The sequence below is a fragment of the uncultured Halomonas sp. genome (genome assembly GCF_947501415.1).
Classification (GTDB): domain Bacteria; phylum Pseudomonadota; class Gammaproteobacteria; order Pseudomonadales; family Halomonadaceae; genus Halomonas.
Genome location: NZ_CANMVL010000033.1, coordinates 70,191 through 92,986, shown reverse-complemented (window position 1 = coordinate 92,986; position 22,796 = coordinate 70,191). Strand labels below are relative to the sequence as shown.

The following is a 22,796-nucleotide window of genomic DNA, read 5'->3' as shown; positions in this document are numbered from 1 at the left end:
ATGCGCGAAGACCTCACCCCCTGGTACAAGCAGTTCTGGCCCTGGTTTCTGATCGGGCTCTTGCTGTCATCGATCACCTTCAGCCTCATCTACCTGGTCGTCTCGATTCGTTACTACGATGGCTCGGTTGGCGGCGACTACTACAAGCGCGGCCTGGCCATCAACGAGCAGCTGGCCAAGCAGGAGCATGCCCGGGCGCTGGGGCTCGAGGCTCAAGTGCTGTTCGATAACCGCACCGGCGACGTCGTGGTGGACCTGATGGGGGAGAGTCGCCCGGAGAGCCTTGCCCTGACACTGATCTTCCCCACCGACAGCGACTTCGACCGCGAGCTGACCCTGGAGCATGTACATGAGGGTCGCTATCTCACCACCCTGGAGGAGCCGTTGCGCTATCGCTGGTACCTGCAGCTGCAGCCCGAGGCAGGTGAGCAGGCCGAGTGGCGACTCACCGGCGAGATCAGCTTCCCGAACGATGCCCCCGTCACCCTGAAGCCGGGCCTCTAGCCCGGCGCCCCGACATGACCGACACCGTCGAGACCCTGGACACCACCTGCTATCACTGCGGCAACCCGGTACCCACCGGTGCCACCTGGTCGATCACCCTGGATGACATCCGCCACCCGCTCTGCTGCCCCGGCTGCGAGGCGGTGGCCCACGCCATCGTCGACGGCGGGCTTGCCAGCTACTACCGCTTCCGCACCGAGCTGCCGGAGCGACCCGATGAGCGCGGCACGGTTGATGCCGATACCTGGACGGTCTTCGATGACCCCGGGCTGCAGCAGCAGTTTGTCCACCCCGAACAGGACGGCAGCGGCCAGGTGCATGTCACCCTGGCGGTGGATGGCATCACCTGCGCCGCCTGCGCCTGGCTGATCGAGCACCGCCTCAACGCCCTGACGGGTATCACCACCACCGCGGTCAACCTCAGCCATCACCGGTTGCGCGTGACCTGGGACCCCGAACGGCTTCCCCTGTCTCGCATCCTGGCCGAGCTGGCTGCCATCGGTTACCCCTCCCAGCCCTATGAACCGGATGCCGCCCAGCTTCGCCTTCAGCGCGAAGAGCGCATGAGCATCCGACGCCTGATCGTCGCCGCTGCCGGCATGATGCAGGTGATGATGTTCTCGATCCCCCACTACTTCGCCGGCGAGGGCGAGATCAGCGCCGACTTCAGCGCCCTGTTCCTGTGGCTGGCCTTCGCCCTGACCACACCGGTGGTGCTGTTTTCGGCTCAGCCCTTTTTCACTGGCGCGGTGCGCGATATACGCAGCCGTCAGCTGGGCATGGATGTTCCGGTGTCGCTGGCCATCGGCTCGGCCTATATCGCCAGCGCCTGGGGGGTATTCGTTGGCGGCGACATCTACTTTGATTCGGTGGTGATGTTCACCTTCTTTCTGCTGTTTGGTCGCTATGTGGAGATGCGCGCGCGCCGGCACAGCGGACGCATCGGCAATGCGCTGGCTCAGGTGCTCCCGCTTTCGGCGACGCGGCTGGAGGATGACGGCCAGGCGCGCATCGTGCCCGCCAGCGACCTGCACGAGGGCGACCGCGTATTGGTCAAGCCCGGCCACGGGATACCCGCCGACGGCATCATCGAGGATGGCGAGTCCAGTCTCGACGAGTCCATGCTGACCGGCGAGACTCTGCCGGTCAGTCGCACGCTCGGCGACAGCGTGACCGGTGGCAGTCAGAACATCACCAGCCCGCTGACCATCCGCGTGACCCGCGCAGGCAAGGACGCCAGGGCCGCCGGCATCGTTGACCTGACCGACCGCGCCTTCGCCCATCGCCCCAAAATCGCGGAGCACACCGCCCGCCTTGCCCACCACTTCGTGCTTCAAGTGCTGATTCTCTCCGTGGTGGTCGGCACCGTGTGGTGGTTTGTCGATCCTCAGCGCGCCTTCTGGGTGACGCTCTCGGTACTGGTGATCACCTGCCCCTGTGCACTGGCCCTGGCTACCCCCACAGCGCTGACGGCGGCCCATGGTCAGCTGCGGCGACGCGGCGTACTGATCACCCGCGCCGACGCCCTGGAGACACTATCCAGTCTCGATCGGGTGGTTTTCGACAAGACCGGCACCTTGACCGCCGGTGAAATGACTCTTGCCGAGGTCCGGCGAACCGGGGAAAGCGAAGGCCTCGACGGCAACCACCATGATGAGGAGGCGCTGACCCGCATCGCCGCGGCTCTGGAAACCCAGTCCGAGCACCCCATCGCACGGGCCTTCGGGCCCTATCGTGATCACCGCCTGAGCGCCGAGGCGATCATCAACCGCCCGGGACTGGGGCTGGAGGGCACCCTTCACAACCGGCGGTGGCGGCTCGGCAAGCCGGAGTTCGCCGCCCCCGACCAGCCCCTGGCACCCCCAGGCGACGGCCAGTGGCTGCTGCTGAGCGAAGCCGGACGGCCCCGGGCCTGGTTCAACTTAAGCGACCGCCTGCGAGAGGATGCCGTCGACACCATCGCCGCACTGAGCTCGTTGGGATTGAAGGTGGAGCTGCTCTCGGGCGATACCGCTGACGCCACCGCCAGCATGGCCGAGCGGCTGGGTATCGCGCAGTGGCGCGGCGGGGTCAGTCCGGAAGGCAAGCTCGACCGCCTGCGCCAGCTGCAGGCCGCGGGTGAGCGCGTCGCCATGGTCGGCGACGGCATCAACGATGTGCCGGTGCTGGCGGGTGCCGATGTGGCCATCGCCATGAATGGCGCCACGGACCTGGCCCGCACCCGCGCCGATGCCGTGTTGCTGGGCCCGCGCCTGATGCGTATCGTCGAGGCCGTCGCCATCAGCCGCGCCACGCGCCGCATCATCAAGCAGAACCTCGGTTGGGCGCTGGTTTACAATATTGGCGCCCTGCCGTTGGCCATGATGGGCTTCGTCACGCCCTGGATTGCGGCCATCGGCATGTCGGCCAGCTCGCTGGTGGTGGTCGGCAATGCTCTGCGCCTGACTCGCCACACCCCGCTGCCACAGGAGGTGGCTACACCTTCGGAACCCCGCACCGCATGACTATTCTCTACCTGCTGATACCACTGACCCTGATCCTGCTGGGTCTGGCCTTGTGGGCCTTCTTCTGGGCGGTGAAGCACGACCAGTTCGAGGACCTGGAAGGACCCGCCTACCGCATTCTCTTCGATGAGGACGACAATGACCGCCCCCCGGAGGAGCGCAGGAGCGGCGGCAAGGATGATACGACCTCATCGGCGCCCCCCGGGCCAACGGACGAGACGCGCTGATGGACCCGACCGGACTGGACCTGCCGCCTTTCGCCGCCGCCTTCGTCTTCGGCCTGCTCGGCGGTGCCCACTGCATCGGCATGTGTGGTGGCATCATGAGCGCACTCTCCTTCGCGGTACCCCCCAGCATGCGCTCTCCGGCGCGCCTCTCGGGCCTGCTGCTGGGCTACAATCTGGGCCGCATCACCAGCTACATGATCGCCGGTGCCCTGGCGGCGTCGCTCGGCACCCTGCTCTCGCTGACCGCCCCCGCGCGTCTTATCCTGCAAGGGCTCGCCGCTCTGATGCTGATCCTGATGGCGCTCTATATCGCCGACTGGTGGAAAGGGCTGCTGGGGGTCGAAGCACTGGGCAGGCGCCTGTGGCGCCATCTGGAGCCACTGGGGCGGCGACTGATGCCGGTGGTGAAGCTCCCCCAGGCAGTGGCGCTGGGGGCGGTATGGGGCTGGCTACCCTGTGGGCTGGTCTACTCCATGCTGACCTGGAGCCTGGCCATGGCGGATCCGCTGCGCGGCGTCTTGCTGATGGGAGCCTTCGGGCTAGGCACGCTTCCGGCCCTGCTGGCCACCGGCTTTGCCGCGCGCCAGCTGAGCCGACTGATCCGCCACCGGGCCACCCGCACCCTTGCCGCGCTATCCATCATCGCCTTCGCGCTCTGGCAGCTATGGCTGCTGCTTCCCGGGGGAGGCGCCTCCCATACCGGCTGAGCACTATTCCACGCGGGGTTGACGCAGCTCAACGCCGTTCTGGGCACCACGCCCTAGCATGAGGGTAGATCCATCATCGGAGTCGCCCCATGCCCGTTCCCGCCAAGCACACCGTCCCCGCCGGGGCCTCGAGTCCTGCTCGAGAGGCGCTGCCCGGTGCGGGCGACCTGGTAACGGCCGAGGAGGTCGCCTACCCCGCTCCACACCACTATCGCGACGACATCGGCGCCCAGGCACTGGAAATGGCCCTCGCCGAGCGTCCGGCCGAGGCACCCCTGGCGATCAAGGTGCGCCTGCCCTTCTGCCGCCATGCCTGCCGCTTCTGCGCCAGCCAGTGCGTCTCCTCCCGCAGCAGTCGCCAGGCCGACCCCTATCTCACCCGCCTAGACCGCGAAATGGTACTGGCTCGGCGTCGGCTCAGCGGCCTGCCGGCGGTATCTCGCCTGCACTGGGGCGGCGCCCCCCCGGCCTTTCTCTCCCTGGACCAGATGAGTGACCTCTTCGATCGCCTGGACGCCCGCCTCGGACTCTCCGGTGCCCGGGAGCGGGACTTCAGCATCGACCTCGACCCACGAGAGGCCGATATGCTGACCCTGCGCCATCTGCAAGCGCTGGGCTTCAACCGCCTGAACCTGGGTGTGCAGGAACTGGATCCACGTGTACAACAGGCCATCAACCGCCTACAGCCGAGGGCCCTGACCGAGTCCCTGGTCGACGAGGCCGACCGCCTGGGTTTTCGGGAGCTGACGATGTCGCTGATGCTGGGGCTCCCTTTCCAGACACCTCAAGGCCTCGTCGACACTCTCGAGCAGGTCATCGGCATGGTCCCGGCACGCATCCGCCTCTACCGCTATCGGCATCGCCCGGAATACCATCGGGCCCAGCGTGCCATCCACCGTGACTGGCTACCCGACACCTCGACCCGCCGACAGCTGCTGGCCGTGGCTCGCGCCCGGCTCGACGCCGCCGGCTATGTCCATATCGGCCTGGGCCTCTACACGCGCCGCAACGACCCCCTGGCACTGGCCCAGGCCAGCGGCACTCTGGGGCATGGTCCGCTTGGCTTTACCCGGGGGCAAGCGGGTGATCTGCTGGGGCTCGGCGTGAACGCCACCAGCCGTATCGGCGACCTCTGGGTTCGTAACACCGGTACGCTGGCGGCATACGAATCGGCACTCGATAACAGCCAACTGCCAACCGCACGCGGCGCCCGACTGACAGCCGATGAACGACGCCACCGCGTGACCCGCGAGACCCTGCTGTGTGACCGTGGCATCGACCCTGCAGGCCTGCCGCCGAGCCCACACCTCGAGAGGCTCCTCGCGGAGGGACTGATCGAGATGACGACTGAGGGAGTAGTATCGCTGACCGCCGAAGGGCACTGGCGGCTGCCCTACATTCTCGACGCCCTCGCCCTCCCCTAGCCGCCGAGCCCCGTGCAGTTTGCCCTGCCTGCACTTTGCTCCATAATGGGGCCATGACCACGATCAAGAAGGAAAGGGCCATGGCGGACACTCTCACCGGTCGGCGGCGATCCGTACTGCAGGAGACACGCTGTCAGACATGCAGTCTCAGCTCTCTCTGCCTGCCTCTGGCACTCGAGGTGGACGACATGGACCAGTTCGACGCCATCATCCGGCGTCGCGCACCACTCAAGAAGGGCGAGGCGCTATTTCGCCAGGATACCCCCTTCTCCAGCGTCTTCGCGGTTCGCTCCGGCAGCCTCAAACAGGTCACAACCGAAGGCAGTGGCGAAGATCAGTTGACCAACTTCTACCTGCCCAGCGAACTGGTGGGCCTCGACGGCATCGACGAACAACGCTATCCGGGTACCGTGGTGGCACTGGAGACCACCACCGTCTGCGAGATTCCCTTCGACCGCCTGGATCACCTCGCGGAGTCGATGCCGGAGCTGCGCGGCCAGCTCTATCGCAGCATGAGCAAGGAGCTGCGCGATGACCGCCGCATGATGCGCCTGCTCTCGCGCAAGACCGCCGACCAGCGCCTGGCCAGCTTCTTCACCAGCCTCTCCGAGCGTTTCCGCCGCCGCGGCTACTCGCCCTACAGCTTCCGCCTCTCCATGGCACGGGCCGATATCGGCAACTACCTGGGCCTGGCGGTGGAGACGGTAAGCCGTATCCTCGGCCGCTTCCAGACCCAGGGCCTGGTCGCCGTCTCGGGGCGCGAGGTGAATATCCTCGACCTGCCAGCGCTCACCCGCCTTGCCGAGGAAGAGGGGGCGCACTAACGGCGTAAGCCGTAAGCCGTAAGCCGTAAGCCGTAAGCCGTAAGCCGTAAGCCGTAAGCCGTAAGCCGTAAGCCGTAAGCCAGGGTATCGACGCCAAGCCTAGCGGCAAAGAGTTGTTCTTACAGCGACAAGCTTATAGCTTACCGCTCCCGGCGAAGCCGGGTTTACAGCTCTTGCTGGATATCGATACGGCTGGCCTGCATCCTGGCCTGCTTCTTCTCCAGCCCAGCGAAGTCAAACAGCTCACGATCGGCCAGCTGTGAAGGCGCCACGTTGGTCACCGCCTTAAACATGCTCTCCAGACGCCCGGGGTGCTTCGCCTCCCACTCCGCCAGCATCTCCTTGACCACCTGGCGCTGCAGGTTGGGCTGAGAGCCACACAGGTTGCAGGGGATGATCGGAAACGCCATCTGCCGAGCAAACTCGGCAATGTCCGCCTCCCGGCAATAGGCCAGCGGCCGAATCACCATGTTGCGGCCATCGTCGGACAGCAGCTTCGGCGGCATCGACTTGAGGCTGCCGCCGAAGAACATGTTGAGGAACAGGGTCTCGAGGATATCCTCGCGGTGGTGCCCCAAGGCGATCTTGTTGGCACCGATCTCCTCGGCGAACCCATACAGGGAGCCGCGGCGCAGTCGCGAGCAGAGTGCACAGGTGGTCTTGCCTTCCGGGGTCTTCTCCTTGACCACCGAGTAGGTATCGCGCTCGAGGATATGATAGTCGACCCCGATACTCTCCAGGTACTCGGGCAGCACATGCTCGGGAAAGCCGGGCTGCTTCTGGTCAAGGTTCACCGCCACCAGCGAGAAGTCGACCGGGGCGTTGCGCTGCAGATTGCGCAGGATCTCGAGCAGGGTGTAGCTGTCCTTGCCGCCGGACAGGCACACCATCACCCGATCTCCCTCATGAATCATGCCATAGTCGATGATGGCATTGCCTACCTGGCGCCGCAGCCGCTTCTGCAGCTTGTTGAATTCACGCTTGTCCTGAGTACCGGGCTGCTGCTGGGGCGCGTCTGGCCCGGAGTGGGTGAGGGGCGCGCTATCGCGTTCGCGGGGGTCGAAGGTCACGGCGTCTTGCATAGGTCTTGGCGCTGCCAGTGCGGGCAAAAATGGAAAGGCGCCCATCCTACCACCGGCGACCGCGCCAGGCGACGCCAGACGTCACTCGTGCCGACTAACTCCCGGCGGCGTCAGCGCGCTCCAGGCGCAGGAACATCAGCGCGGTGGTCACCGCATCCCCCAGGGCGGTATTGCGCCCCATGACCGGCACTCCCAGGCGCTCGGCGGCACTCTCGAAGCGCGGCAGGTTATCGATTGCCGGGTGCTGACGCCGCAGTCGGCGCCGCCACAGCTGGGCCACATCCACGGTGGCGTTGGGTAGCTCGAAGCCGAAACGCGGACGCAGCTCACGGTTGAGAATCGCCAGGTCAAAGCCCAGATGCCAGCCCACGAGAGGGCGATTGCCGACGAAGTCGAGCAGCCGCGCCAGGGCGCTGTCGATGCTCTCGCCATTGTCGAGGTCCATGCCACGCAGGCCATGGATGCGGATGGAATCACCGGTCAGCGAGTCGGGGCGACGAAGGCGCAGATCCAGGGAGCCACTGGTGAGGATATGATCACCACGCACCCGCACCGCGGCGATCGACACCAGCTCGGCGCTGCGGGTATCCAGGCCGGTGGTCTCGGTGTCGATCACCACCATCTCGTCACCGGTATAGGGGCGAAACAGCCAGGCGTACTCGCCGTTGGCATGGCGCCGCTGATCCGCGACGCGTCTCAGCATCTTGAGCATGACGGGCTCCTTGTGTCGTTGTCGTTCCGTCGATTCATGAGTATTCCAGATGAAAGCGGTGGGAGAGGCGCTGCTTGAAGTCCTTGACGATATGCAGCGCCTCGCGCAGCAGGTCGCGCTCCAGCGACGAGAGCTCCTGTACCACCACACGATCAGGGCTGTGCTCGCCCCCCTCCTCGTCCTCACGCCTCTCCAGCTGCTGCTTGAGGCGCAGCTCGGTGAACAGCGCCAGCGCCTCGGCCAGGTCCTCGGCGAAGCGTGGCTCCAGCCGGCCATCGGCAGCCAGGGCCTCCAGGCGCTCCAGGGTCGAGGTAGGCCGGATGCCGCGCTCCAGCGCCATCACTCGCACGCCATGCACGATGGGGAAGATCCCCCCCTTCTTGATATCGATGCCGTGCTGGGGCCGCTTGAGTGAGCCAAACAGGGTCAACGGTGTGGAGAAGCGCAGGATGGTGCGGGCGAAGTAGGAGAGCAGCAGATCGTTTCCGCTGCACTGGGCAAAGAGGTCGTCACGCACCCGGTCGAGCAGCGCCGGGTTACCCGCCACCGCGTGGGAGTCGAGCATGATCGCCAGCTTCATCAGGCTGTCGCCATCCCGAGCCTCGACCCAGCGCGCGATGCGCTGCTTCCACTGGGTGACCGTGCCCACCCACTCCGGGTTGGAGACCATGATATTGCCCGGGCAGAGTGGATAACCCAGCTCCACCAGGGTCTCGGTCAGGCTCTGCATCTGCTCGGCGCAGTCGGGCCACTCGAGATCATCGGCCAGGATCAGGCCGTTGTCCTGATCGGTCTTGAGGATCTGCTCACCACGCCCTTCGCTGCCCATCACCATCAGGCAGCTATCGGCATGGTAACGCTCGTCGATCAGAAACCCCCAGGCCTTGTTGATGATCCGGCCGTTGAGGGCCGCCAGCAGGCCCATGGAGAAGCGCAGCTTTACCCCCTGGGCCATCAGCGCACTGACCAGCTCTGGAGTGCGCCGGCTGGCGGCGGCAAGGGCTTCGAGGCTATCGGCCTGCTCGACCTGCAGGCTGACCACGTAGCTGCGACTGGAGAAGTAACTGAGCACATCGGTCAGCTCCACCACCCCCACCGGTTGGTGCTGGTCGATCACCACGACCCGCTCCACCTTATGGCGGGTCATGATCACCAGCGCCTCGAAGAGGTACTTTTCCGGTGTCACGGTGATCAGCTCGGCATGTCCCAGCTCCTCGAGCGGAGTGTCTCGGCCACGCTCATCTATCACCAGAGCATTGAGCAGATCGGTCTTGGTGATCATGCCGTGACAACCTCTGCGCTTCACCAGCAGCGAGTCGGCATGTCGCTCGTTGATGGTGACCACCGCCTCGGCGATGGTGGTGGCAGCCGGCACCACCAGGGGCTCACGCATGCACTCCTTCACCATCGCCAGCATGAAACCGGCCATGGTCACTCCGCCCTCGGCGCGCTGCTCGGTCAGCAGGCGGGCCTTGTGGGCCAGGCTCTGGCGGAAGAACTCGGCAAAGGGGAGATAGGCGTCGCACAGCTCCAGGAAAAGTGCCCTGGGCATCAGGTAGCAGAGGCTCTCCTGCTCGGCACGAAAGCGATAGCGACTCTTGCCGTTGAGAATGCTGATCGCCCCGAACAGGTCCCCCTGGGTGTAATGCCCGATGCGCTCCCTGGCCGCCGGCTGGGTGGCATCGATCTCCGCCACCTCGCCCTTGTGAATCAGAAAGACATACTCGCCGGGCTGACCAGCCTCGAGGATGATCTCGTCACGATCGAAGTAGGCCAGATCGACGCCCTGGCGCACCCGCTCGCGACCGGGCTCGTCGAGCAACGTGAACGGTGGCTGAGAAAGATCGAGATCGATCATGGCTGGACCTCACGGATCACCTCTCGCCTGAAGGAGCGCCCCGGCACCGAAGTGGCTCGTCGGTCTCAAGGGGGCGCCTTCGGCGAAGGCATTGTTATTGATTTCCGCAGGCGTGATCGGCAGGCGACGAAGCCGACGACACATCGGTACTCCTGTGGAGCATAACAACGACCATGCCTCGCCGATAAGCTAGACGAACGTATCGATCCTGGGCCGCTTAGACCATGGTCCTATCCGACGCCTTATCACTAGACAAAGGTCCAAGATGAACGAGATATACCATGGTGTTAACCAGCCGCCTTAGCTCTTGGCATTTCACATAACCATCTATCACAAATTATTGATTTTAAATATTTTTTACTATTGAAAATGAATCACTTTATTCTCATGATACGAAAGTCTGGGATTCATTTCTTGCACTCATTGACCACTATTCACCTGCATCATGCAGGGCAATCGCACGCCACCATGGCGTCTTCCCGCCCGGAGACATGCGATTGCCCTGGTGGTTTCACCATCAACGACTGCACAAGTTCCCTATCTCAACAACAAGTGGAGAACACGACATGGCAGAAGAGAAAGTCGACACAACCGAGTACTGGAAGGCCAACGTACGCCTGATCGTGGGCTGCCTGGCCGTCTGGGCCTTTGTCTCCTACGGCTGCGCCATCCTGTTCCGGCCTCTGCTCGCCGGCATCCCGGTCGGCGGGACCGATCTTGGCTTCTGGTTCGCCCAACAAGGGTCGATCCTGACCTTCATTTGCCTGATCTTCTTCTACGCCTGGCGCATGAACAAGCTCGACAAGAAATTCGGCCTCGGGGAGTAATCAAGAATGAGCCAATTTGCCATCAACCTGCTATTTGTAGGGGCATCATTCGCCCTCTACATCGGCATAGCGATCTGGGCCCGTGCCGGCTCGACCAAGGACTTCTATGTGGCGGGCGGCGGCGTCCACCCGGTCACCAACGGCATGGCCACCGCTGCCGACTGGATGTCCGCCGCATCGTTCATCTCCATGGCCGGCCTGCTGGCCTCCGGGGGTTACGCCAACTCGACCTTCCTGATGGGCTGGACCGGCGGCTATGTCATCCTGGCCATGCTGCTGGCCCCCTACCTGCGCAAGTTCGGCAAGTTCACGGTGCCCGACTTCATCGGTGAGCGTTTCTACAGCAATACCGCTCGCCTGGTAGCCGTCATCTGCCTGATCGTCGCCTCGGTGACCTACGTCATCGGCCAGATGACCGGCGCCGGTGTAGCCTTCTCGCGCTTCCTCGAGGTCTCCAATACCTGGGGCATCTGGATCGCGGCCTTTATCGTGTTCCTCTATGCGGTATTCGGCGGCATGAAGGGAATTACCTATACCCAGGTGGCCCAGTACGTGGTGTTGATTGTCGCCTACACCATCCCGGCGGTGTTCATCGCTCTGCATCTGACAGGCAACCCGATCCCCATGTTCGGCATGTTCAGCACCCACACCGAGTCCGGTGTGCCGCTGCTGGCCAAGCTGGATAGCGTGGTCAATGCCCTGGGCTTCCGTGATTACACCGCCGACGTGGACAACAAGCTCAACATGGTGCTGTTCACCCTGTCGCTGATGGTGGGTACTGCGGGCCTGCCCCACGTCATCATCCGCTTCTTCACCGTACCCAAGGTGGCCGACGCACGCTGGTCTGCCGGCTGGGCCCTGGTCTTCATCGCCCTGCTCTACCTCACCGCACCGGCCGTTGGCTCCATGGCGCGCCTCAATCTGATGACCACCGTCTACCCGGAGATGGCCGGTGAGGTGGAAGACTATACCGACGAGCTGAACAACCCGATCCTCTACGAGGAGCGCCCGGGCTGGATCCGCACCTGGGAAGAGACCGGTCTGATCACCTTCGATGACAAGAACGGTGACGGCCGCATCCAGCTCTATAACGACAACAATCCCGAGTACACCGAAATCGCCGAATCCCATGGCTGGGAAGGCAGCGAGCTGACTGTCAACAACGATATCCTGGTACTCGCCAACCCCGAGATCGCCAACCTGCCACCCTGGGTCATCGGCCTGATCGCGGCCGGCGGTATCGCCGCGGCACTCTCCACCGCAGCCGGTCTGCTGCTGGCCATCTCCTCGGCGATCAGCCATGACCTTATCCGCAACATGATCAATCCCAACATCACCGAGAAGGGCGAGATGCTGGCGGCGCGGATCTCCATGGCCGGCGCCATCCTGCTGGCGACTTACCTGGGCCTCAACCCGCCGGGCTTCGCCGCCCAGACGGTGGCCCTGGCCTTCGGCATCGCCGGCGCCTCGCTGTTCCCGGCGCTGATGATGGGGATCTTCTCCAAGCGGGTGAACAACAAGGGCGCGGTCGCCGGCATGCTGACCGGTCTGGTCGCTACCCTGCTCTATATCTTCACCTACCTGGGCTGGTTCTTCATTCCCGGCACCAACATGCTGCCCAACACGCCGGATAACTGGATCCTGGGCATCTCGCCGCTCTCCTTCGGCGCGCTGGGGGCGATCTGCAACTTCACGGTGGCCTACCTGGTTTCCAGCGCCACCGAGGAGCCCCCGCAGGAGATCCAGGACCTGGTGGAGAGCGTCCGCTATCCCAAGGGTGCTGGCGTGGCGACCGGCCACTGATCTCCAGGCCATTCTGGGTCATAATGGCCCCCTGGCCCGGTTCGCCGGGCCAGGCAACTTCCTACCGATCGGGCTTCCTCAGGGAAGCCCGATCGCTTTGCCACCGGTTTATTTACATGATGTCTTACAAGGGTGAATCATGATTTGGCACTTGATTGCGGCGATCTTTGCCGGCCTCGGTGCGGCGGGCATCGGGCTTCTGCTGCGCACGCTCAGTGGCAAGCGGCTGCCGCGTTGGATCATCCCGGTCCTGGGCGGCCTGGGGATGCTCGGCTACCAGATCAACGTCGAGTACAACTGGTACGAGCACAAACGCTCGCTGCTGCCGGATACCGCCCGTATCGTCCAGGTACAGGAAGAGCCCATGTTCTGGCGCCCCTGGACCTACCTCTTCCCGATGACGACCGCCTTCAGTGTGGTCGATGAGCAGGGCATGACGACCCGGGAGCAGGCGGGCAAGAAGCATGTCGAGTTTCTGCTCTACCGCTTCGAGAAACAGCTTCAGGACAGCGTCAGCCACCAGACCTGGCTGATGAACTGCGCCACTCGCGAGACCCTGCCACTGGAGGGTGAGGAGCGCCGGCCGAGACTGGACGCCATGCGTCGGCTGACGTCGGAAGCGCCGCTCTACCGAGTGGTCTGCACCGAGACCTGACAGACCATGAGCCTGCCCTCGGGCGCGCCATTGCCCTAGAATGGGCGGCGACACCGAGGGAGGAAGTCCATGTTCTCAGGCTGGCTGCTGGTCGCCGCATCGCTGCTCTACATCGCCATACTGTTCGGCATCGCCTGGCGTGGTGATCGTCATGCCCGACGCCATGGCGCCAGCCAGCGACGGCCGATCATCTACTCCCTGGCGCTGGCCATCTACTGCACCTCCTGGACCTTCCATGGCGCGGTAGGACAGGCCGCCAATGGCGGCTGGTCCTTCGCCAGCATCTTCGTCGGGCCGATCCTGACCTTCCTGCTGTTCTGGCCGGTGCTGGCCAAGATGATCCGAGTCGCCAAGCACCAGAACGTCACCTCCATCGCCGACTTCATCGCCTCACGCTACGGCAAGACCCAGTCGCTGGCGGCCTTCGCGAGCCTGGTGGCCCTGATCGGCACCCTGCCCTATATCGCCCTGCAGCTGAAGGCCGTATCCACCTCCTTCAGCCTGCTGACCGTCGACAGCGACATCACGCGGGCGCCGCTCTTCGCCGACACCGCCTTCTATGTGGCGCTGGTGATGGCGGTCTTCGCCATCCTCTTCGGCACCCGCCATACCGATGCCACCGAGCACCACGAGGGGATGATCCATGCCGTGGCCTTCGAGTCACTGATCAAGCTGGTCGCCTTCCTCGTGCTGGGGGCCTATGTCACCTGGGGGATGTTCGACGGGCTCGGAGATCTACTGGTACGCGCCGAGAGCCAGCTGGAGCTTCAGCAGCAGCTGGCCGAGCAGGACTTCGGCCAGAGTTTCTGGGCCCAGACCCTGCTGGCGATGCTGGCGATCCTCTGCCTGCCACGCCAGTTCCACGTGGCGGTGGTGGAAAATACCCATCGCGATGACGCCCGCACGGCACGCTGGCTTTTCCCGCTCTACCTGCTGGCCTTCGCCTTCTTCGTGGTGCCACTGGCGGCCGCCAGCCTGACCCTGTTCGCCGACAGCCAGGTGGCGCCCGACAACTTCGTGCTGGCGCTCCCCATGGCAGCCGATAGCGCCTGGCTGACGCTGCTGACCTTTATCGGTGGCTTCTCGGCGGCGACCGGCATGGTGATCGTGGCCGCCGTCGCGGTCTCGATCATGATCTCCAACGAGATCGTGATTCCGGCGCTGTTCCGATTGCGCTGGTTCGACACCAAGGCCCGCGACTACGGTCGCCTGGTGCTGCGCGCGCGTCGCATCACCATCGCTGCCGTACTGGCCATGGCCTACGGGTTCTATCATCTGATTGGCGAATTCGCCTCCCTCGCCTCCATCGGCATGCTCTCCTTCGCCGCCGCGGCCCAGTTCGCTCCGGCGTTGATCGGCGGACTCTACTGGAAACGGGGCAACCGTCTCGGCGTGATCGTCGGCATGAACGCGGGCTTTGCCATCTGGGCCTACAGCCTGCTGATGCCGGCCATGATCGGTGCCAGCGTGCTGCCCGCGGACTGGCTGGCCGGTGGCCCCTTCGGCGTCGCCTGGCTCTCCCCCACCTCGCTGTTCGGCCTCAATGTCGGTGACGGTTTCACCCACGGCGTGATGCTCTCGCTGGGGGTCAACCTGTTCTGCTACATCTTCGTCTCCCAGGTCACCTCCCAGCGAGTGGTGGAGCGCATCCAGGCCTCGCTGTTCGTCGACAGCGTCGAGACCCGTCAGACCTCGGTGAACCGGCCCTGGACCGGTGCCACCACCGTGGGCGACCTCAAGGTGCTGTGCGAGCGCTTCCTGGGTGCCAGCCAGGTCAGCCGAGCCTTCGACGACTATGCCCGGCGCAGCGGCAAGCCGCTGGAGGACGGCACCCGTGCCTCCATCGACGTCATCCAGTTCACCGAACGCTTCCTGGCCTCGGTGCTCGGCGCCTCCTCGGCACGCATCGTGGTCAACTCAGCGCTGCAGGGGCGCGGCATCGGTATCTCCGATGTCATCTCCATCGTCGACGAGGCCTCCCAGGTGCTGGAGTTCAACCGCGCCCTGCTCCAGGCCACCATCGAGAACATCAACCAGGGCATCAGCGTGGTCGATCAGAACCTGCGCCTGGTGGTATGGAATCAACGCTATCTTGAGCTGTTCCGCTTCCCCGATCACCTGATCCGGGTAGGCGCGCCGATCGACAAGATCTTCCGCTACAACGCCCATAACGGTGAATACGGCCCCGGCGATCCCGAAGAGCATGTCCAGTTGCTGCTCGACAATATCCGCCAGGGACAACCACACCGCTACGTCCGCTATCGCCAGGATGGCAGCGTCCTGGAGGTGCAGGGCAACCCCATGCCGGGCGGCGGCTTCGTCTACACCTATCAGGACATCACCCAGCAGAAACGCATCGAGGAGGCACTTATCCGCTCGGAGAACAATATCCGCATCTATACGGATAACGTACCCGCGCTGATTGCCTACTTCGACAAGGAGTGCCGCTACCTCTTCACCAACCGCGCCTACGAACAGGCCTTCGGCATCGATCGCAACGCGGTGATCGGCAAGCGAATCCACGAGGTCATCTCACCCGAGATGAGTCAGGAACGGAAGCAGTGGATCGAGCTCGCCCTGGCCGGCGAGCGGGTCAGCTTCGAGGTCTCGTTCAGACTACCCGAGGGGCGGCGCTACATGCTGGTGACCTACACCCCCCACTTCGGCGACAGCAGTGCGATCCTCGGTTTCTTCGCCCTCTATCAGGACATCACCGAGCGGCGCCTGGCGGAGGTCGCCCTGAAGGAGACCAACGAGACCCTGGAGGAGCGCGTTCGCGAGCGCACCCAGGCCCTCTCCGAGGCCAACGCGGCACTACGCCAGGAGAACCGGGTACGCGCCGAGGCGGAGCAGGCCCTTCGCCAGGCCAAGCAGGTGGCCGAGGATGCCAACGCCTCCAAGACACGCTTCCTGGCCGCCGCCAGCCATGACCTGCTGCAGCCACTCAACGCCGCTCGCCTGTTCACCTCGGCCCTCGCCCAGGAGATGGACGCCACGGACATGAAGCGCACCATCGGCCATATCGATGGCTCGCTGCAGGCCGCCGAAGAGCTGCTCGGCACCCTGCTCGACATCTCCAAGCTGGATGCCGGCGCCCTCACCCCAAGACGCAGCCACTTTGCCCTGGCAGATATCATCCGGCCGCTGCGTGCCGAGTTCGAGGTGATGGCCGAGAATCGTGGCCTCGACCTGATGGTGGTGCCGACCGCCGCCTGGGTCGACAGCGACCCTCAGATGCTGCGCCGTATCGTGCAGAACTTCCTCTCCAACGCCATTCGTTACACCCAGGAGGGTCGGGTGCTGCTGGGCTGTCGACGGCATGCCGGCCGACTCTCCATCCAGGTGTGGGACTCCGGCCCCGGCATTCCCGCCTCCAAGCAGGCCGAAATCTTCCAGGAGTTCCGCCGCCTCGACCAGGCCTCGCGTCACAAGGAGAGCGAAAAGGGGCTCGGCCTGGGGCTCTCCATCGCCGACCGCATGAGCCGGGTGCTCGACCACCCCATCACGGTGCGCTCCCGGGAGGGGTACGGCACCATGTTCGCGGTCAGCGTGCCGGTGGTCGCCGCCCAGACGCCGGCCCAGCAAGGCGAGGAGCCAACGCCACCGCGCCGTGCCGGCAACAAGCTGGCCGGTACGCGAATACTCTGCATCGACAATGAGACCCTGATTCTCGAAGGCATGAAGGCGATGCTCACCGGCTGGGGCTGTGAGGTATTCACGGCCACCAGCATCGGCGGTGCCAAGTCGGTGCTGCGCCATCTCGACGGCGACCCGGACGCCATTCTCGCCGACTATCATCTGGACAACGAGGTCACTGGACTGATGGCCCTGGAGGCCCTCGGCGAGCGGCTCGAGGGGGCGGTGCCCGGCATCGTGATCACCGCCGATCGCACCGAGGAGGTGGCCGAGGAGGTCAGGCGCACCGGCTACCAGCTGCTGCTCAAGCCGGTGCGTCCCGCGGCCCTGCGCGCCCTGCTCACCCGTACCCTGCAGGCCAGCCGCGCGCCTGGCGGTTAGCCGTAAGTGAACTGCACCCGAAGGTTGGATGTGGGCATCCAGCTTTCGGGGTGCAGTTCAGATCCGTGAGGCTTTTCGGGGTGCAGTTCAGATCCGTGAGGCTCTTTTCTTATAGCTTACAGCTTAAGGCTTACAGCTCCTGAGCCGGCTCAGGAATGGACCTTGGGCGGCTCGACCTCGAGCTTCTGGGCGGCGATCACCGCCTGGGTGCGGGAGTGCACACCGAGCTTGCGTAGAATGGCGGTGACATGCGCCTTGATGGTGGCCTCCGAGACATTGAGCTCATAGGCGATCTGCTTGTTGAGCAGCCCCTCGGTCAGCATGTTGAGCACCCGGAACTGCTGGGGAGTCAGCGAGGCGATGGCCTCGGCGAAGCGGGTCTCCTCCTCGTCGGCATCGCCGATGACATCGGCCAGCTCCGCCGGCAGCCACACCTCCCCGTCGAGAATCTCGCCTACCGCCTCGGCAATCAGCTGAAGCGAGGAGGACTTGGGAATGAATCCCGAGGCGCCGTAGTCGATGGCGCGACGAACCACATGGGGCTCATCGCTGCCCGAGACCACCGCCACCGGGATATCCGGGGTCTGGCCACGCAGCTGGATAAGCCCCGAGAAGCCGTGGGCCCCTGGCATATGCAGATCGAGCAGGATCAGATCGGCATCGGGGTGGCGGGTCACCACCTCGGCCGTTGCCTCCATGGTATCGGACTCGACGATCTCGGCCTGGGGCGCCAGCTGCCGTAGTGCCTGGGTCAGGGCTGCACGGAACAGCGGATGGTCATCGGCAACGATGAATTTCTGGGCAAAGGCCATGGATTCTCCTCCGGTTCCTCTGGCAGCGGGTCAAGGGCCGCCACTCGGGCTCATCTGCGTTTCATCGCATGTTACCCCATGGTAGCGGGGTTCCCCAAGCACCACACGATTATTGTCGACAACTTTTCCCCAACACAAAAAGAAGCCGGCCCCTCGGGGCCGGCTCGGTGGTTCATATGGTGTCAGCTGGGTCGCAATGCCTCAGCGGTTGGCACGATGCTCGATCAGCTCATCGACCACACTCGGGTCCGCCAGGGTACTGGTGTCACCCAGGCCATCGGTCTCGTTGGCCGCGATCTTGCGCAGGATACGCCGCATGATCTTGCCTGAGCGGGTCTTGGGCAGGTCGGCGGCCCACTGAATGACGTCGGGAGACGCGATGGGGCCGATCTCGGTGCGGATCCACTTGACGAGCTCCTTCTGCAGCGCGTCGCTGGGCTCGTGTCCCTCGGTAAGAGTCACGTAGATATAGATCCCCTGCCCCTTGATATCGTGGGGGAAGCCGACCACCGCCGCTTCGGCCACCGCCTCATGGGCCACCAGCGCCGATTCGATCTCGGCGGTTCCCATGCGATGACCGGAGACGTTGAGCACATCATCGACACGACCGGTGATCCAGTAGTAGCCATCCTCGTCACGGCGGCAACCATCCCCGGTGAAGTACATCCCCGGATAGGTGGAAAAGTAGGTCTGGGTAAAGCGCTCGTGATCCCCCCAGATGGAGCGCGCGATGCCCGGCCAGGAGTCGAGGATCACCAGGTTGCCCTCGGCCGCCCCCTCCAGCAGGTTGCCATCGTTATCGACGATCCCCGGTCGTACACCGAACAGCGGAAGCGTGGCGGAGCCGGGCTTGAGGTCGGTGGCACCGGGCAGCGGCGCGATCAGGATGCCGCCATTTTCGGTCTGCCACCAGGTATCAACGACCGGACACCTGGAGTTCCCGATCACGCGGTAGTACCACTCCCATGCCTCGGGGTTGATGGGCTCACCCACCGAACCGAGCAGACGCAGGCTCTCCCGAGTGCTCGAGGCCATGACATCATCGCCATGGGCGCGCAGGGCACGAATCGCGGTGGGAGCGGTATAGAGGATATTGACCTGGTGCTTGTCGACGATCTCCCCCATCCGGCCGGGTGTCGGATAGTTGGGCACCCCCTCGAACATCAGGGTAGTACCACCATTGGCAAGCGGTCCGTAGACGATATAACTGTGCCCGGTGACCCAGCCCACATCGGCGGTGCACCAGTAGATATCGCCGTCGTGATAGTCGAAGACATACTGGTGGGTCAGGGAGACGTAGGTCAGGTAGCCGCCGGTGGTGTGCTTCATGCCCTTGGGGGCACCGGTGGAGCCGGAGGTATAGAGGATGAACAGCGGATCCTCGGCCCCCATCTCCTCGGCGGCACACTCGGTGGGCTGGCCGTCGACCTGCTCGTGGTACCAGAGATCGCGCCCCTCGTGCCAGTCAATTTCGCCCCCGGTGCGCTTGACCACCAGCACCTTCTCGCAAACCTCGGCGCCCTGGCGGGTGAGGGCCGCATCGACATTATCCTTGAGCGGCACCTGCTTGCCGCCCCGCACGGACTCATCGGCGGTGATGATCAGCTTGGACTGCGCCCCGATCACGCGCTGGGCCACGGCATCCGGAGAGAAGCCGCCGAACACCACCGAGTGCACCGCCCCGATGCGGGCACAGGCCAGCATGGCCACGGCTGCCTCGGGGATCATCGGCATGTAGAGCGTGACCACATCCCCCTTGCCGATACCAAGCGCCTTGAGGGCATTGGCCAGCTGGCAGGTTCTGGCATGCAGCTCACGATAGGTGATGTTCTGGGACTCGCTGGGGTCGTCGCCCTCCCAGATGATGGCGGTCTGATCCCCCCGCGTCTCCAGATGACGATCAAGACAGTTGGCGCTGGCATTGAGGGTCCCGTCCTCGAACCAGCGGATATCGACGTTCCTGGGATCCAGAGAGGAGTGCTTGATCTTGGTCGGCGCCTTGATCCAGTCGAGGCGCTTGGCCTGCTCCGCCCAGTAGCCTTCGGGATCCTCGATCGACTGGCGATAGAGCGCCTCATATTTTGCCTTGTCGATCCAGGCATTCTTCGCCAGCGCCTCGGGAACCGGGTAGGTGTTCTTGTGCAGCTCCGTCATACAAAAGACCTCTTGATCAGGGAGAGAGTCGGGCAAACCGTCTCCAATCGCATGCGAGTTGGGCGTGCCGGCTCCATGAAAACCACTTCCAGCATATAGGTCTCGGCGCGGCCTTCCATTTAGACCTTGGTAGAAATAAAAAACCCTTTAATTACATTGGCTTAACTTAAAGTTTTGGACGATCAACCCGAAAGATAGACCAACGTCTGAGCACAGTGGCGACAGCGATATACCCGTCCGCCACGTACCAGTGCATGACGCCGAGGCGTGAAGCGATGCTCACGACAAGCACAGGCATAGCGATGGGGAGCGGGGCTCGCCCGTCCGGTATCGAAGCGATGGGTGGTGCGCGGCTCGAGCCCAAAGAGACGACGCATCACTGTCTGCCATTCCCGGCCGTGAGGCCGTGCCCGTCGGCCATCCTTCAGGTGATGAACCAGCCAGTGGGCCATCTCGTGAGGCACCACCTCGACCAGAAATTCGACACGATTCTCGGCATACAGCACCGGGTTGAAGCGAAGCCCACCGCGACTGAAGTGCGCCTGACCCGCACTTCTGCCGCGCAGGTCGAGCCACACCCGGGGCCTGGGCAGTTCGGGGTGGACCTCGCGGCACAGCGAATAGGCCTCCTCGACCCGTTCCCTCAGGGCGCACGCGAGATCAGGCTCAGCCAGGGAGGCCAATGTTTCGGGGTCGGGGTGGGGCAATGCGGCATGCTTCATGAGTGATAGAATGGCGCCTTGTCCCCGGAGCGTAAAGCCCCTGGCTACCAGCCTAAGCCCGTGAATCAGCGTGAGAGAGCCACGATGTCCGACACCCCACTGCCCGAACCCCTGCTCGACGATGACCAGCTCGACCGTCTCGACGATTTCCTGGCCTCGGAGCGGGTTTCCGAGGATGCCCTGGACCTGATCGGCACCCATGGCTTTCTGGTAGCCCTGGCCGTCAGTCCTCGTGAAGTGCCGCCGGCGACCTGGGTGGCGGAGCTGTTTCAGGGGGAGCCATCCTTCACCGACGACGGTGAGCGCGAGTCGATCCTCGGGCTGCTGGAGCAACTGCGTCATAACGCCATCGTCGCTCTGGAGCAGGGTCTGCTGCCGGAGCTGCCCTTCGAGCTGAGCCTGGATGATATCTCCCCGGAGGAGACTCCCATCGGCGACTGGTGTGCCGGCTTCATGGAGGGGGTATTCCTCGATGAGCCTGGCTGGTTCGAGGAGGACGAGGAGGCCGCCGCCACCCTGTTGCTTCCCTTTATGGCGCTCTCGGGGCTGTTCGACGATGAGCCGGACATGGCCGAGTTCACGACCGATACCGCCCGGCTAGAGGGGCTCGTCCGCCAGCTGCCGGAGCTGGTGCTGGACCTCTACCTTCACTATCGCGTCCCCCCGGAAACCCCAAAGCCGATGCCACGCAAGAAGAAGCCCACCGGTCGCAGAAAAGGCGGCAAGCGGTAGCCACAAGCCCATGGGGGCAGACCCCGGGCCAAAACTCCGCCGGGGTCTGCCCCCTGAAGGCGCAACCAGGCTCCTGCCGCTTATCCCAGTTATCTAAGCCGGGTCAGCATGCCGTCGAGGGTGCCGAACAGCCACTCCTTGATACGCTGCAACAGGGGGCGCCGTGACCACTCCCCGGGCTCGATCTCGTGACTATCGGCGAAGTGCTGCTCGAACAGTAGCGCCACTTCGCCGGCGAAACGCCGATCACTCACCTCCTGGTTGGCCTCAAGGTTCCAGTGCAGGCTCCAGTGGTCGAAGTTGCAGGACCCCAGACTGACCCAGTCATCGACCAGCGAGAACTTAGCGTGGATAAAGGTCGGCTGGAACTCATGGATATGCACCCCGGCCTTGAGCAGACGACCGTAGAAACGCTGCCCTGCATAGCGTACCCCAGGGTGGTCATGGCGCTTGCCGGGCAGCAGCAGGCGTACCTCGACGCCCCGGCGCGCCGCCCGTGCCAGACGCAGGCGCAGGCTGAAGGTGGGCGCGAAATAGGGGGTGCAGATCCAGATGCGCTGACGAGCGGATGCCACACAATCATGCAACGAGTGGCGAATCGCCTGGTAGCGGTAACCCTGGCCCCAGATCGCCCGACCGCGCATGCCGCGATAACCGCTCTCCGCATGAGCCGCGGTGGAGAGTCCGCGCACCAGCGACGCGGGCCCTCGGCCCCGTGTGAGCGGAGAGTCCCACAGGCGGCAGAACAGACGCACCCAGTCGGCCACCACGGGCCCCTGGATACGCACCGCCACCTCGTACCAGGCATCGAGAAACTCGTCCACGGCTCCGAAACCGCCGGTAAAGGCGACCCGACCATCGACGACCACCAGCTTGCGGTGGTCGCGAGTCAGGTTTCGGGTCAGGGAGTGCAGCCCCAGCGGATTGAAGAAACGCAGGGCAACCCCGCCCTCCTGCAGGCGCTCGCGATCATGACGGGAAAGGCCCATGGCGCCATAGCCGTCGAGCAGTAGCAGTACCGTCACACCGCGCTGGGCGCTACTGACCAGCGCATCGATCAGGGTCGTGGCCAGCCGTCCCGACTCCATCAAGTAGAGCTCGATCAGTATCGAAGCACGTGCCTGCTCGATGGCCTCAAACATGGCAGGAAGGAAGCGGCTCGCCTCCGGCAGCAGTTCGAAGTGGTTGCCGTCTCGCCAGTTCCCGTGCATGGCCATATCCCTGTCCGCGTC

General features: G+C 64.3%; 18 protein-coding genes. 11 read left to right on the top strand and 7 right to left on the bottom strand.

Annotation, left to right across the window (positions count from 1 at the left end):
• The 6 genes from Q0894_RS15450 (at position 1) to fnr (ending at position 6,190) form a co-directional block, all read left to right on the top strand.
• Complete coding sequence (locus tag Q0894_RS15450) at positions 1-504, top strand: FixH family protein (protein WP_299237000.1); 504 nt, start codon at positions 1-3, stop codon at positions 502-504.
• Positions 505-518: 14 nt separating this feature from the next.
• A complete protein-coding gene (locus tag Q0894_RS15445) occupies positions 519-3,008 on the top strand; it encodes a heavy metal translocating P-type ATPase (RefSeq protein WP_299236998.1) in 2,490 nt (829 codons plus the stop codon).
• Positions 3,005-3,235, top strand: coding sequence for a cbb3-type cytochrome oxidase assembly protein CcoS (ccoS, locus tag Q0894_RS15440; RefSeq protein WP_299236996.1), 231 nt, complete (start codon positions 3,005-3,007; stop codon positions 3,233-3,235). The genes Q0894_RS15445 and ccoS overlap by 4 nt, the downstream gene beginning before the upstream one ends.
• On the top strand, positions 3,235-3,942 hold the full coding sequence (locus Q0894_RS15435; protein ID WP_299236994.1) for a sulfite exporter TauE/SafE family protein: 708 nt from the start codon (positions 3,235-3,237) through the stop codon (positions 3,940-3,942). The genes ccoS and Q0894_RS15435 overlap by 1 nt, the downstream gene beginning before the upstream one ends.
• An 89-nt stretch (positions 3,943-4,031) precedes the next feature.
• Positions 4,032-5,366 carry a radical SAM protein gene (locus Q0894_RS15430; protein ID WP_299236991.1) on the top strand — a complete coding sequence of 445 codons (1,335 nt, stop codon included), beginning with the start codon at positions 4,032-4,034 and terminating at the stop codon, positions 5,364-5,366.
• 80 nt (positions 5,367-5,446) lie between these two features.
• Positions 5,447-6,190 (top strand): fumarate/nitrate reduction transcriptional regulator Fnr, encoded by a 744-nt coding sequence (fnr, locus tag Q0894_RS15425; RefSeq protein WP_299236989.1) that lies wholly within the window; start codon positions 5,447-5,449, stop codon positions 6,188-6,190.
• A gap of 164 nt (positions 6,191-6,354) precedes the next feature.
• Here fnr and ttcA read toward each other — a convergent pair whose 3' ends face one another.
• From ttcA to Q0894_RS15410, 3 genes are all read right to left on the bottom strand, one after another.
• A complete protein-coding gene (ttcA, locus tag Q0894_RS15420) occupies positions 6,355-7,272 on the bottom strand; it encodes a tRNA 2-thiocytidine(32) synthetase TtcA (RefSeq protein WP_299236987.1) in 918 nt (305 codons plus the stop codon).
• 94 nt (positions 7,273-7,366) lie between these two features.
• Positions 7,367-7,984, bottom strand: coding sequence for a 3'-5' exonuclease (locus Q0894_RS15415; RefSeq protein ID WP_299236985.1), 618 nt, complete (start codon positions 7,982-7,984; stop codon positions 7,367-7,369).
• Positions 7,985-8,018: 34 nt separating this feature from the next.
• A complete protein-coding gene (locus Q0894_RS15410; RefSeq protein WP_299236984.1) occupies positions 8,019-9,842 on the bottom strand; it encodes a putative nucleotidyltransferase substrate binding domain-containing protein in 1,824 nt (607 codons plus the stop codon).
• 566 nt (positions 9,843-10,408) lie between these two features.
• Here Q0894_RS15410 and Q0894_RS15405 point away from each other — a divergent pair.
• From Q0894_RS15405 to Q0894_RS15390, 4 genes are all read left to right on the top strand, one after another.
• Positions 10,409-10,669 carry a DUF4212 domain-containing protein gene (locus tag Q0894_RS15405; RefSeq protein ID WP_161423818.1) on the top strand — a complete coding sequence of 87 codons (261 nt, stop codon included), beginning with the start codon at positions 10,409-10,411 and terminating at the stop codon, positions 10,667-10,669.
• 6 nt (positions 10,670-10,675) lie between these two features.
• Complete coding sequence (locus tag Q0894_RS15400) at positions 10,676-12,472, top strand: sodium:solute symporter family protein (protein WP_299236980.1); 1,797 nt, start codon at positions 10,676-10,678, stop codon at positions 12,470-12,472.
• A gap of 139 nt (positions 12,473-12,611) precedes the next feature.
• Positions 12,612-13,127 carry a hypothetical protein gene (locus Q0894_RS15395; RefSeq protein WP_299236978.1) on the top strand — a complete coding sequence of 172 codons (516 nt, stop codon included), beginning with the start codon at positions 12,612-12,614 and terminating at the stop codon, positions 13,125-13,127.
• Positions 13,128-13,196: 69 nt separating this feature from the next.
• Positions 13,197-17,144, top strand: coding sequence for a NahK/ErcS family hybrid sensor histidine kinase/response regulator (locus Q0894_RS15390; protein ID WP_299236976.1), 3,948 nt, complete (start codon positions 13,197-13,199; stop codon positions 17,142-17,144).
• Between the two features lie 149 nt (positions 17,145-17,293).
• On the opposite strand, the gene Q0894_RS15385 is transcribed toward Q0894_RS15390, so the two are convergent.
• The 3 genes from Q0894_RS15385 to Q0894_RS15375 form a co-directional block, all read right to left on the bottom strand.
• A complete protein-coding gene (locus Q0894_RS15385; RefSeq protein ID WP_132044969.1) occupies positions 17,294-17,956 on the bottom strand; it encodes a response regulator transcription factor in 663 nt (220 codons plus the stop codon).
• Between the two features lie 201 nt (positions 17,957-18,157).
• Entirely contained in the window at positions 18,158-20,110 is a 1,953-nt protein-coding gene (gene acs / locus Q0894_RS15380; protein WP_299236973.1) for an acetate--CoA ligase, read from the bottom strand.
• A 182-nt stretch (positions 20,111-20,292) separates the two neighbouring features.
• Positions 20,293-20,832, bottom strand: coding sequence for a SprT-like domain-containing protein (locus Q0894_RS15375; protein WP_299236971.1), 540 nt, complete (start codon positions 20,830-20,832; stop codon positions 20,293-20,295).
• Positions 20,833-20,916: 84 nt separating this feature from the next.
• On the opposite strand from Q0894_RS15375, the gene Q0894_RS15370 reads away from it, so the two are divergent.
• The gene (locus Q0894_RS15370; RefSeq protein ID WP_299236969.1) at positions 20,917-21,564 is read left to right on the top strand and encodes a YecA family protein; all 648 of its coding nucleotides are present in this window, start codon (positions 20,917-20,919) and stop codon (positions 21,562-21,564) included.
• A gap of 89 nt (positions 21,565-21,653) precedes the next feature.
• On the opposite strand, the gene Q0894_RS15365 is transcribed toward Q0894_RS15370, so the two are convergent.
• Positions 21,654-22,775, bottom strand: coding sequence for a phospholipase D-like domain-containing protein (locus Q0894_RS15365; RefSeq protein ID WP_299236967.1), 1,122 nt, complete (start codon positions 22,773-22,775; stop codon positions 21,654-21,656).
• Positions 22,776-22,796: the final 21 nt, after the last annotated feature.

Excerpts from the sequence above, each read along its gene's own strand:
- ttcA (WP_299236987.1), bottom strand. The coding sequence starts at position 7,272 with ATGCAAGACGCCGTGACCTTCGACCCCCGCGAACGCGATAGCGCGCCC.
- Q0894_RS15385 (WP_132044969.1), bottom strand. The coding sequence starts at position 17,956 with ATGGCCTTTGCCCAGAAATTCATCGTTGCCGATGACCATCCGCTGTTC.
- Q0894_RS15410 (WP_299236984.1), bottom strand. The coding sequence starts at position 9,842 with ATGATCGATCTCGATCTTTCTCAGCCACCGTTCACGTTGCTCGACGAG.
- Q0894_RS15395 (WP_299236978.1), top strand. The coding sequence starts at position 12,612 with ATGATTTGGCACTTGATTGCGGCGATCTTTGCCGGCCTCGGTGCGGCG.
- ccoS (WP_299236996.1), top strand. The coding sequence starts at position 3,005 with ATGACTATTCTCTACCTGCTGATACCACTGACCCTGATCCTGCTGGGT.
- fnr (WP_299236989.1), top strand. The coding sequence starts at position 5,447 with ATGGCGGACACTCTCACCGGTCGGCGGCGATCCGTACTGCAGGAGACA.
- Q0894_RS15400 (WP_299236980.1), top strand. The coding sequence starts at position 10,676 with ATGAGCCAATTTGCCATCAACCTGCTATTTGTAGGGGCATCATTCGCC.
- Q0894_RS15370 (WP_299236969.1), top strand. The coding sequence starts at position 20,917 with ATGTCCGACACCCCACTGCCCGAACCCCTGCTCGACGATGACCAGCTC.
- Q0894_RS15390 (WP_299236976.1), top strand. The coding sequence starts at position 13,197 with ATGTTCTCAGGCTGGCTGCTGGTCGCCGCATCGCTGCTCTACATCGCC.
- Q0894_RS15365 (WP_299236967.1), bottom strand. The coding sequence starts at position 22,775 with ATGCACGGGAACTGGCGAGACGGCAACCACTTCGAACTGCTGCCGGAG.
- Q0894_RS15450 (WP_299237000.1), top strand. The coding sequence starts at position 1 with ATGCGCGAAGACCTCACCCCCTGGTACAAGCAGTTCTGGCCCTGGTTT.
- acs (WP_299236973.1), bottom strand. The coding sequence starts at position 20,110 with ATGACGGAGCTGCACAAGAACACCTACCCGGTTCCCGAGGCGCTGGCG.
- Q0894_RS15445 (WP_299236998.1), top strand. The coding sequence starts at position 519 with ATGACCGACACCGTCGAGACCCTGGACACCACCTGCTATCACTGCGGC.
- Q0894_RS15375 (WP_299236971.1), bottom strand. The coding sequence starts at position 20,832 with ATGAAGCATGCCGCATTGCCCCACCCCGACCCCGAAACATTGGCCTCC.
- Q0894_RS15430 (WP_299236991.1), top strand. The coding sequence starts at position 4,032 with ATGCCCGTTCCCGCCAAGCACACCGTCCCCGCCGGGGCCTCGAGTCCT.
- Q0894_RS15435 (WP_299236994.1), top strand. The coding sequence starts at position 3,235 with ATGGACCCGACCGGACTGGACCTGCCGCCTTTCGCCGCCGCCTTCGTC.
- Q0894_RS15415 (WP_299236985.1), bottom strand. The coding sequence starts at position 7,984 with ATGCTCAAGATGCTGAGACGCGTCGCGGATCAGCGGCGCCATGCCAAC.
- Q0894_RS15405 (WP_161423818.1), top strand. The coding sequence starts at position 10,409 with ATGGCAGAAGAGAAAGTCGACACAACCGAGTACTGGAAGGCCAACGTA.